The 9715-nt window shown below is 67.2% G+C and carries 10 protein-coding genes and 2 tRNA genes; 7 read left to right on the top strand and 5 right to left on the bottom strand.

Annotation, left to right across the window (positions count from 1 at the left end; genetic code table 11):
- Positions 1–27: 27 nt before the first annotated feature.
- Positions 28–1851, bottom strand: a complete 1824-nt coding sequence (lepA, locus tag HD841_RS12650) for a translation elongation factor 4 (protein ID WP_179509222.1) — start codon at positions 1849–1851, stop codon at positions 28–30.
- A gap of 236 nt (positions 1852–2087) precedes the next feature.
- Between lepA and HD841_RS12645 the strand changes: the two genes are divergently transcribed.
- Positions 2088–2930 carry an SH3 domain-containing protein gene (locus tag HD841_RS12645; RefSeq protein WP_218845545.1) on the top strand — a complete coding sequence of 281 codons (843 nt, stop codon included), beginning with the start codon at positions 2088–2090 and terminating at the stop codon, positions 2928–2930.
- A gap of 78 nt (positions 2931–3008) precedes the next feature.
- On the opposite strand, the gene HD841_RS12640 is transcribed toward HD841_RS12645, so the two are convergent.
- On the bottom strand, positions 3009–3533 hold the full coding sequence (locus HD841_RS12640; RefSeq protein WP_179509220.1) for an AAA family ATPase: 525 nt from the start codon (positions 3531–3533) through the stop codon (positions 3009–3011).
- On the bottom strand, positions 3530–4102 hold the full coding sequence (pnuC, locus tag HD841_RS12635) for a nicotinamide riboside transporter PnuC (RefSeq protein WP_218845525.1): 573 nt from the start codon (positions 4100–4102) through the stop codon (positions 3530–3532). Before pnuC ends, HD841_RS12640 begins: the two co-directional genes overlap by 4 nt.
- Before the next feature lie 140 nt (positions 4103–4242).
- Here pnuC and HD841_RS12630 point away from each other — a divergent pair.
- The 3 genes from HD841_RS12630 to HD841_RS12620 all read left to right on the top strand — a co-directional run bounded on the left by HD841_RS12630 (position 4243) and on the right by HD841_RS12620 (position 4907).
- Positions 4243–4319: transfer RNA gene (locus HD841_RS12630), tRNA-Pro, on the top strand.
- A gap of 33 nt (positions 4320–4352) precedes the next feature.
- Positions 4353–4429 (top strand) — tRNA-Arg (locus tag HD841_RS12625).
- Positions 4430–4457: 28 nt separating this feature from the next.
- Positions 4458–4907: a hypothetical protein gene (locus HD841_RS12620; protein ID WP_179509218.1), complete on the top strand. Its 450-nt coding sequence runs from the start codon at positions 4458–4460 to the stop codon at positions 4905–4907.
- A gap of 567 nt (positions 4908–5474) precedes the next feature.
- Here the strand turns inward: HD841_RS12620 and HD841_RS12615 are convergent.
- Both HD841_RS12615 and HD841_RS12610 read right to left on the bottom strand, forming a co-directional pair.
- On the bottom strand, positions 5475–6068 hold the full coding sequence (locus HD841_RS12615) for an isochorismatase family cysteine hydrolase (protein WP_179509217.1): 594 nt from the start codon (positions 6066–6068) through the stop codon (positions 5475–5477).
- A 360-nt stretch (positions 6069–6428) separates the two neighbouring features.
- The gene (locus tag HD841_RS12610) at positions 6429–6839 is read right to left on the bottom strand and encodes a GNAT family N-acetyltransferase (RefSeq protein ID WP_179509216.1); all 411 of its coding nucleotides are present in this window, start codon (positions 6837–6839) and stop codon (positions 6429–6431) included.
- Between the two features lie 632 nt (positions 6840–7471).
- Between HD841_RS12610 and HD841_RS12605 the strand changes: the two genes are divergently transcribed.
- The 3 genes from HD841_RS12605 to HD841_RS12595 are packed head-to-tail and all read left to right on the top strand — an operon-like array spanning position 7472 to position 9679.
- Positions 7472–7789 carry an iron transporter gene (locus HD841_RS12605; RefSeq protein WP_179509215.1) on the top strand — a complete coding sequence of 106 codons (318 nt, stop codon included), beginning with the start codon at positions 7472–7474 and terminating at the stop codon, positions 7787–7789.
- Positions 7786–9333: a PepSY-associated TM helix domain-containing protein gene (locus HD841_RS12600; protein ID WP_179509214.1), complete on the top strand. Its 1548-nt coding sequence runs from the start codon at positions 7786–7788 to the stop codon at positions 9331–9333. The genes HD841_RS12605 and HD841_RS12600 overlap by 4 nt, the downstream gene beginning before the upstream one ends.
- On the top strand, positions 9326–9679 hold the full coding sequence (locus HD841_RS12595; protein ID WP_179509213.1) for a hypothetical protein: 354 nt from the start codon (positions 9326–9328) through the stop codon (positions 9677–9679). The genes HD841_RS12600 and HD841_RS12595 overlap by 8 nt, the downstream gene beginning before the upstream one ends.
- Positions 9680–9715: the final 36 nt, after the last annotated feature.

The raw sequence follows: 9715 nt of genomic DNA, 5'->3' as shown, positions 1-9715 counted from the left end.
TCTCCAAACCCTAAACCTCGATCCGCCCTAGCTCTCGTCGCCCATGCGCAGCGCGGCGATGAACGCCTCCTGCGGGATGCTGACCGAGCCGTATTCGCGCATCTTCGCCTTGCCCTTCTTCTGCTTGTCGAGCAGCTTGCGCTTGCGGGTGGCGTCGCCGCCATAGCATTTCGCGGTCACGTCCTTGCGCATCGCGCTGATCGTCTCGCGTGCGATCACCTTGCCGCCGATCGCCGCCTGGATCGGGATCTTGAACAGGTGGCGCGGAATCAGTTCCTTGAGCCGCTCGACCATGCCGCGCCCGCGCACCTCGGCGGTGCCGCGGTGGACGATCATGCTCAGCGCGTCGACCGGCTCTTCGTTGACCAGGATGCTCATCTTGACCAGATCGCCCTCGCGATAGCCGATCTGCGTATAGTCGAAGCTGGCATAGCCCTTCGACAGCGACTTCAGCCGGTCATAGAAGTCGAACACCACTTCGTTGAGCGGCAGTTCGTAGGTCGCCTGCGCCCGCCCGCCGACATAGGTCAAATTCTGCTGGATGCCGCGACGATCCTGGCACAATTTCAGGATCGAGCCGAGATATTCGTCGGGGACGTAGATCGTCGCATTGATCCACGGCTCGCTGATCGTCTTGATCTTGTTGACGTCGGGCATGTCGGCGGGATTGTGCAGGTCGATCTGCGTCACGCCCGCCGGATCGGGATGGGTCAGCTCGATCTGATAGACCACCGACGGCGCGGTGGTGATCAGGTCGAGGTCATATTCGCGGGTCAGCCGCTCCTGAATGATTTCCAGGTGCAGCAGGCCGAGGAAGCCGCAGCGGAAGCCGAAGCCGAGCGCCGCCGACGTCTCCATCTCGAAGCTGAAGCTCGCGTCGTTGAGGCGCAGCTTGCTGATCGACTCGCGCAGCTTCTCGAAGTCGTTGGCGTCGACCGGGAACAGGCCGCAGAACACCACCGGCTGCACTTCCTTGAACCCCGGCAGCGGCTCGGCGGCGGGGCGCTTGGTGTCGGTCAGCGTGTCGCCGACGCGCGCCTGCGCGACGTCCTTGATCTGCGCGGTGATGAAGCCGATCTCGCCGGGGCCGAGGTCGGTGAGCTGTTCGATCTTCGGCCGGAAACAGCCGACGCGATCGACCAGATGCGTCGTGCCGGCCTGCATGAAGCTGACCTGCTGGCCCTTCTTGAGCACGCCTTCCATGACGCGCACGAGGATGACGACGCCGAGATAGGGGTCGTACCAGCTATCGACCAGCATCGCCTTCAGCGGCGCGGTCGGATCGCCCTTGGGCGGCGGGATGCGCGTGACGATCGCCTCGAGGATCTCGTCGATGCCGATCCCCGACTTGGCGCTGGCGAGCACCGCCTGCGACGCGTCGAGGCCGATCACGTCCTCGATCTCCTTGCGCACCATCTCGGGCTCGGCGGCGGGCAGGTCGATCTTGTTGATCACCGGCACGATCTCGTGATCGTGCTCGATCGACTGATAGACGTTGGCGAGGGTCTGCGCCTCGACACCCTGCGCCGCGTCGACCACCAGCAGCGCGCCTTCGCACGCGGCGAGGCTGCGGCTGACCTCATAGGCGAAGTCGACGTGGCCCGGCGTATCCATCAGGTTGAGCGTATAGGTGACGCCGTCCTTGGCGGGGTAGGACAGGCGCACCGTCTGCGCCTTGATCGTGATCCCGCGCTCCTTCTCGATGTCCATGTTGTCAAGCACTTGGCTCGACATTTCACGATCGGACAGCCCCCCTGTCCTTTGGATCAGACGGTCGGCGAGGGTCGACTTGCCATGGTCGATATGCGCGATGATCGAGAAGTTACGGATCGTGTCGGGGGGAGTAGCCATATCGTTACGCGCCTAGCGCACCCGGCGGCCCGGTGCTAGATGCCGACGGCTCCGGGGCGGCGATCAGGGGGGCCCTGTGACGACGTCCCGAACGAGCGTTTCGCTTGGGAGGAACAGTGGAAGTGGGAAAGCAAACACTTGTCGCCGCATTGGCCGGCGTGGCCCTTGTCGTGTCCGGCACCGCCGACGCGCAGAAGCTGGCCCGCGAGTCGAGCGGGCAGAAGCTCCAGAACAAAATGTCCGCCGAAGTGCCGCATTGCACGCGCAAGCTCGGCACCCTGTCGATCGTCGACGGCGACGATCCGCAATGGTGGACGCAGTATAACCTCGCGCCGCCGTCCAAGCTGCTCAAGGTGCTGGTCCAGCGCTCGGGCTGCTTCAACCTTGTCGATCGCGGCAGCGGCCTCAATGCGGCGCAGATCGAGCGCAACATCGGCGGCAACCTCGGCATGCAGCGCGGCTCCAACGTCGGCCAGGGCCAGATCAAGGCGGCCGATTACGTGATGGTCGCCGAGATCCAGGGCGCCAACAACAACGTCAGCGGCAATGCCGTCGCCGGTATCGCCGGCGGTCTGCTCGGCGGCGCTGTCGGCGGCCTGCTCGGCGGCATCAAGAGCAAGAAGATGGAGGCGAACACCGTCCTCTCGCTGACCAACGTCCGCACGACCGAGACGATCGCCACCGAGGAGGGCTATGCCGCCAAGAACAACCTCGCCTTCGGCGGCGGCGGCTTCCTGTCGGTCGCCGGCGCGGCGGGCGGCGGCTATGACAATACCGACATCGGCCGGATCGTGACGCTGTCGTTCATCCAAGCCTATACGAAGCTGGTCACCGGCCTCGGCCTGGTGACGCCGGGCTCGGCCGGCACGGCGGAAGCGACCCCGGCCAAGACCTTCACGGCGCAGGCCCCGGTCGCGCTGCGCGCCACCGCGGTCGCCACCGGCAAGGTGCTGCGCACGCTGCCGACCGGCGCGATCGTCTATCCCACCGGCAAGAAGGACGGCCTGTGGTGGGAGGTCGCCGACGAGAACGACAATGTCGGCTGGGTGCTCAACACCAAGCTCGCCCCGTCGAGCTGATGCGTCGGGGGTGGTCCGTCGGGTGACGGATCGCCCCTACCGTCCGCTGCGGCCGCGCCCTTGGCGCGCGCCCCGCCCTCAATCCCGGCTCAGCGCCTCGATGGCGCGCAGCGCGTTGAGATAGCGCGCCGACCCCTCGCCCGACACCAGTGCCCAGCGCACGCCGCGCTCCTCCAGCACCGCCCGGCTGAGCGCGAAGAAGCGCTGCCGCTCCGCCGTGCTGCCGAACATGCGCGTGCCGTCGTCGACCCAGGGCAGATCGACGTCGAACAGCAGATAGATGTCGGCGGTGTTGGTCCAGGTCGCGAACCATGGATCGCGACGCCCGAACATCATGTCCGCCCAGACCGCGGTCATCAGCGGGTCGGTGTCGGTGATCACCGGATAGTTGCGCTCGGCGAGCGCGTGGCGCACCTTGGCGTCATGGCCTTTGCCGATCTCGACGAGGTCGGCCATCGTCAGGTCGGTACCGAACGCCTCGCAATAGGCGCGGCCGAATTCGGCGACGCACGGCACCCCGCCGAAATGCTGCGCCAGTCGCGGCATCATCGTCGATTTGCCGGTGCTTTCCGGCCCGTGCAGGCAGATCGATCGGAGCTTCATGCCAATGCCATCCTCACCTGCCGCGCCAGCGCGCGCCGCCAGTCGATCAGCCCCCATACCGACAGGCCGAGCAGCACGCCGTACAGGCCGGCGGTGAACCACAAGGCCTTGGCGGCGTAGAGCGGGATGCTGGCGACATCGACCGCGATCCACACCCACCAGCTCTCGATCGCCCGGCGCGCCTGCATCAGCTGCGCCGCGACCGACGCGATCGCGATCCCGCCGTCCCACCACGGATAGGACGCATCGGTATACCGGTGCATCACCGTTCCCCAGACGAGGCACGCCGCGACGCCGCCGCCGAGCCACGCCAGCCGCGTCGCAGGGTCGAGCCGTTCGACCACCACCTCGCCCGCGTCGGCCCGGCTGCGCGCCCAATTGGCCCAGCCGTACAGATTGGCGGCGAAGAAGAAGCCCTGCAGCAGCGCGTCGCTGTACAGGCGCGCGCCGACGAACACCCAGCCGTAGATCGCCACCGCCGCGAGCGCGACCGGGTAGTTCCACACGCTGCGCGCCGCGACCAGCGCGACGTTGACGATGACGAGGGCTGCGGCAAGCGCTTCGACCATGTTCACCCCATCCGCCTAAGACCTTGCCAAAGGATTTCGCAAGAGTGTGATTCCGGTGCTTGCATCCCCCCATCAGCGTGGGTATAGGCGCGCCTCCAAGCACGGACGGACCCTTTCCAAGGGCCCCGGACGTACTCCGTCGGGGAGTAGCTCAGCCTGGTAGAGCACTGTCTTCGGGAGGCAGGGGCCGGAGGTTCGAATCCTCTCTTCCCGACCATATATATCCGCCACGGCTCCCGCCGTGGCACATGCGCCCGTAGCTCAGCTGGATAGAGCATCAGACTACGAATCTGAGGGTCGGACGTTCGAATCGTTCCGGGCGCACCATTTTCCATCGATAGCCGGAGCCACGCACGTGGTGGACAAGAGCTGGGGCACGCCCTCGCCATCGCCGGACTTCCGTGTCCGCAGCAATCTCAGCCTCGAACAGCGCGTCGCCGAGCGCGCCGCCGCCCGCGAGGCGCGCGCCCGCGACCGCGCCGGCGAGATGGAACAGCGCCTCAAGGAGCGGCTGGAGAGCCGCGAGGTCGAGACGCGCGAGCGCGAACAGGCCCGCGAGGCGCGCCGCGCCGAAGAACAGAAACTAGCCGAGGGCGATCCGCATGCCGCCGCCGCGCAACGCCGCCGCGGCTCGGGCCGCAAGGACGTGGTGCGCGAGCAACGCGACACCCGCGGCTATACGACGGTGGTGGATGTCGCGCGGATGCGCGAACTGGCCAAGCGCGGCGCGTCCGTCACCGGCCTCGCCGGCGCGTTCGGGGTGTCGGTGGAAGAGGTCGAGGCGGCGCTCGCCGCCACCGACTGACCGGTCAGGCGCGGCGCTGGCGGCGGTAGGCGACGATTTGGACGATCAGACTGAACACGGCACACCTCGATGACGCCGCGGCACGCGGCGCGGTGCCTATGTCTCCCGCGTTGATGACGGGCAAATGCAACGTCGGTTGCGCTGCTTGCAGCGCAAGCAATTGTCCCGGGATGGATCGGCCTCCACGACGGGCGGACACATGGCGGCCGAAGAGGATCGCGCGCAGAGGCGCAGAGGACGCGGAGGTTTTCCGCCTATGGCATCCGCGATCCTGTCCACAATCTCGGCGATGACGGGGCAGGCTGTCCCGACCCCTACATCTCTGCGCCTCTGCGCCTCTGCGCGAACGACTCTCGGCCCCATCCCGACACGTGCAGCTCCGATGGATAGATAAGACTCAGGCCGGATCAACATTCAGCCCAATTCCTCCCCCGCCAGGGGGAGGTGGCGCGCCCGGAGGGCGTGACGGAGGGGGAGGTAAGCGATGTCCTCGGTGGCGGCCCCTTTGTCATGCCGTCGGCATGCCACCCCCCCGCGGGAAGGAATTACACTATATGCCCACCCCGCCTAATCCGCTGCGTCGATCCACTCGGCGAGCGTATAGTCGGTGGTGGGCCGGGTTTCCGCCTGCATGCTGTTCTTCATGATCTCGATGGCCCAGCGGCTGCGTCCCTCGTCGTCGCCGGCGATCGCATCGGCCGGCACCCAAAGGTCATATTGCCGCATATGCGCGTCGGCGGCGGTGAACAGCACGCAGATATCAGCCGCGACTCCGGCCAGCACGAGCCGGCTCGCCCCCAATTGCGGCAGCAGCACCGGCAGGTTGGTCGCATAGAAGCCGGAAAACTGCGGCTTGATGATGAAATAGTCGTTTTCGCGGGGCCGCAACGCGGCGGTCAGCGCGCGCCCCGGCGTGTCGCGCGACAAGGTGTCCTCGATCAGCCGTTCGCGGCCCGCATGCCATTGGCCGTCATTGTCGTTGACGTAGATCACCGGCACCCCGGCGCCATCCGCCGCCTCGCGCAGCGTCAGGATCGGCGCGATCGTCGCCTCCGCCGAGTTCTTCAGCCGGTCGCCGCCCTCGAAGTCGAGCGCATTGACCATGTCGATGATGACGAGCGCGGTATGCCCGGCAGCGGGAGGAAGTTGCTGTTGCGCCATGCGATCCGCGTAACGCTTTCGCAGCAGCAGCGCCTTGATCTGTAATGCGTCGGGTGCGTAACGGGATCACCGGTGACGGCAACGCGACCGCCGTCCGGCAGGCGCGGCTGGACGCTGCCCGGCGGCCGGTTTACTCTGCCTATTCAAAGCCGGGAGGGCCCCGGCGCATCGGTTTCATGATCGCATGCACATCAAGGGGCTGACGCAGATCGTGTCCGGCATCCCCTGACCCCGCCAGCGCTCGAGGCTGTTGATTGCGGGCTTCCTGAATAGCCCTTCCAACTGGTGTGCCCCCGCTCCGAGTGACGGCGTCGATCAACACTCTCGAAAAGCATCCCAAGGGAAGTGAGTGGAGGTCAATCAGGTCAGTAGGCGGTATCGCCGCATATGGCGGTCGCCTCGCGCATATAGGTCGCTGTCCGGCGGAACTGCAACCGTACCCTCGTAGCTCGCCCCCGCCTTATCCAACGTGCGGCAAGACGCCACGTTGTCCGGCCGAACGGTGATCCAGATCTCTCTGAAGCCGCGGCGGCGGGCGATCGGGCGCAATTCGGTCAGCGCCTCGCTCGCATAGCCATGCCCTCGATAGTCCGGCTCGACCCGATATCCCACATGCCCGCCATACAGGCGCATGTAGTCGGTGTTTCCAAGGCGAAGCTGGATGGTGCCAACGACCATTCCGGCAGCCGCCATGTCGTAGAATTCGGCCGGGACCCAACCACGTGTTGGGTCGGCCTCCGTCACTTTCTGCAACCTCAAGGTGATCGCCACGCCTCGCCCCTATTGCCGGACCGCCCTGGCCCATGACGTCATATGGTCCACCCTTTCCGCCTTCACCCTCTTCCCCGATTTCAAGCGAATGTCGGGAATGTCCGACTGCAACGGAAAACTTCGAGCGGGATAACGCCCAACCACGATTGGCCTTTTCACACCACCCGCCCCGCGGCACCGGCCAGCCCAATGTAGAAAACAGGCCCCAGAGCAGCGGGGTAAATCTGTATACGGGAGTTGCATCACACAGCTATCCCGTCCTTTCGACAGCAGCCTCCAAGCCCCGTCCCATTCCCTGCAACGCTGATGTTAGCGGCCTGCTCTTTCTCGTCGTCGTGTCACCGCACGCCTCAACGTTCTCCGCAGTGTCTGCCCCTTGGAAGCACGCATCGAGTTGCAACGGACGATGTGAGGGCTGGCTGCCCCCACCTGCCTCCGATCCGCCCAGTGGAAGCCGTTGGCATTCCTGCATCATCACCAAAACGAAAACGATGCGAGTGGATCGTCTTCGAATAAGCTTCGATGTAGCCGTCTTAATGAATTTCGCCACAACACCCAAACAAATTCCGCTATTGATAGGCACTCGCAAGACTGTCTATAAGGCCCGCCATGGCTGGCCCTACGACCCTTCCATGCTGATGCAATCGACCCCGCCCGGCCGGTCGTCCGTCGCGACGAGACCGGCGCGCTGGCCGATGGTCGTGCGCTGCGTCACCGCGCTGATCGGCAGCTATGCCGCCGCGGCGGCGCTGGCGGCGCTCCTTGCCCGGCTGCTGCCGATCGACCGGGCGGAGGCGACGGGCTGGGCCTTGATCCTCTCGGTCCTGCTCTATGCCGTCATCGGCCTGTGGTGTTTCCACGAGACGCGGCTCAGCCGGGTCGCGGGCTGGGTGTGGGGCACGGCGCTGGTCGGCGGCGCGCTGCTGTGGCTGCTCGGGGTGCGGCCATGACCGGGACGCTGCGCCGGAACATGGCCTGGATCCACGGCTGGCTCGGGCTGGTCGCCGGATGGATCCTGTTCGCGATGTTCCTGACCGGCACGGCCAGCTATTTCCGGCCGGAGATCACGCGCTGGATGCAACCCGAGCTGGCCTCGGTCCTGGTGCCGCCCGCCACCGCGGCGCGCAGCGCGGTCGCCTATCTGCAACGCGCGGGCAGCGACGACGAGGCCTGGTACATCGAATTGCCCGACGAGCGCGACGCCGTCACCCGCATCTTCGTCCAGCCGGGCGCGAAGAGCACCGCCAAGCCCGGCCGTCCAGACGAGCTGCTGCTCGACGGTGCCACCGGCCAGCCCGTCCATGGCCGCGACACCCGCGGCGGCGAGCATTTCTACCGCTTCCACTTCCAGCTGCAACTGCCGTATCCCTGGGGGCGCTGGCTCGCCGGCCTGTGCGCGATCTTCATGCTCGGCGCGATCATCTCGGGCGTGGTGACGCACAAGCGCATCTTCGCCGACTTCTTCACATTACGCTGGAACAAGGGGCAGCGTAGCTGGCTCGACGCGCACAACGTCTCGGCGGTGCTCGCCCTGCCCTATCATGCGGTCATCACCTACACCGGGCTGATCACGCTGATCGTCATGTACATGCCCTGGCCGATCGCCGCCAATTACGCCAGGCCGGCGGATTTCTTCCAGGCCGCCTATGGCCTTCCCCCCGAACAGCCTGCGGCCGGCCGGCCGGCGAAGCTGGTCGCGGTGGCGCCGCTGGTGGCCGATGCCGAGCGACGCTGGGGCGCGGGCGTGGCGCGGATGATCGTCCGCCACCCCGACGATGCCGCGTCGACCGTGACGCTCTACCGCACGCCGCGCGCCTCGCTGAACGCGCGCGGACCGTCGCTGACCTATGCCGGCACCAGCGGCGAGCTGATCGCCGAGTCCGGCGGCGGTGGCCCGGCGATCGCCACCGGCGGCGTGATGCTTGGCCTGCATATCGCGCAATTCGCCGGCCCGGCGCTGCGCTGGACCTTGTTCGGACTCGGCCTGACCGGCGCGGCGATGGTCGGCACCGGCCTGCTGCTCTGGACCGCGGCCCGGCGGCGTCCCAACGCCCAACCCTTTTTCGGCCTGAAGCTGGTCGAACGCCTCAACATCGCCACCATCGTCGGCCTGCCGATCGGCATGGCGGCGTTCCTGCTCGCCAACCGGTTGATCCCGGCCGATCTGCCCGGCCGCGCCGATTGGGAGGTGAAGGCGATGTTCTGGACCTGGGCGGCGGTCGCGCTGGCGCAGTTCCTCCGTCCCAGCCGCCGCGCCTGGCCCGAAGGCTTCGCGCTCGCCGCGCTGACCTTCCTCGCCATTCCCGTGACCGACGCGCTGACCACCAGGCGCGGACTGCCCGGCACCTTGCTCGCCGGCGATACGCTGTTCGCCACCTTCGACCTTGCGATGCTCGCCATCGCGCTGCTGCTCGGCGTCGCCAGCTGGCGCGCCGGCCGGCCGCCCCGCCAGGTCACCCGCCGCACCCGCCAAGCCGAGACGATCCATGCCTGAAACCATCCTGCTGTCCGCCACCGCTTGGCTGCTATTCGCGGGCGCCGCGTTCCGCTTCCGCCGCGAGGCCGGGACGAACAGCCGCGGCGAGGTTCGCCTGCTCCGCATCCTGGCGACTGCGCTGCTCGCCGTGGCGCTGTTCCACTGCGGCGCGCCGCTCACCGGCGAACGCTGGGTGCGGCTGCTGACCGGCGCCTCGATCGGGGCGGTGCTGGTGGTGCTGGCGCTCTCCGCCCAGCCCGTGCACGCGATGGCACCGGTCCGCTGGCTGCTGCTCGCCACGCGGCGCGCTGCCGCTTCGGTCAGGGCGGTGGTAGGGCCGCAGACCACCGCCACCAACGGCTGACGCAAAAAGGGCGCGGGAGGAAGCCTCCCGCGCCCT

Source organism: Sphingomonas melonis, from assembly GCF_013409985.1.
Classification (GTDB): domain Bacteria; phylum Pseudomonadota; class Alphaproteobacteria; order Sphingomonadales; family Sphingomonadaceae; genus Sphingomonas; species Sphingomonas melonis_A.
This window is presented reverse-complemented; position numbering and strand designations above follow the sequence as displayed.

Excerpts from the sequence above, each read along its gene's own strand:
- HD841_RS12595 (WP_179509213.1), top strand. The coding sequence starts at position 9,326 with ATGCCTGAAACCATCCTGCTGTCCGCCACCGCTTGGCTGCTATTCGCG.
- lepA (WP_179509222.1), bottom strand. The coding sequence starts at position 1,851 with ATGGCTACTCCCCCCGACACGATCCGTAACTTCTCGATCATCGCGCAT.
- pnuC (WP_218845525.1), bottom strand. The coding sequence starts at position 4,102 with ATGGTCGAAGCGCTTGCCGCAGCCCTCGTCATCGTCAACGTCGCGCTG.
- HD841_RS12645 (WP_218845545.1), top strand. The coding sequence starts at position 2,088 with ATGTCCGCCGAAGTGCCGCATTGCACGCGCAAGCTCGGCACCCTGTCG.
- HD841_RS12615 (WP_179509217.1), bottom strand. The coding sequence starts at position 6,068 with ATGGCGCAACAGCAACTTCCTCCCGCTGCCGGGCATACCGCGCTCGTC.
- HD841_RS12640 (WP_179509220.1), bottom strand. The coding sequence starts at position 3,533 with ATGAAGCTCCGATCGATCTGCCTGCACGGGCCGGAAAGCACCGGCAAA.
- HD841_RS12605 (WP_179509215.1), top strand. The coding sequence starts at position 7,472 with ATGCTGATGCAATCGACCCCGCCCGGCCGGTCGTCCGTCGCGACGAGA.
- HD841_RS12600 (WP_179509214.1), top strand. The coding sequence starts at position 7,786 with ATGACCGGGACGCTGCGCCGGAACATGGCCTGGATCCACGGCTGGCTC.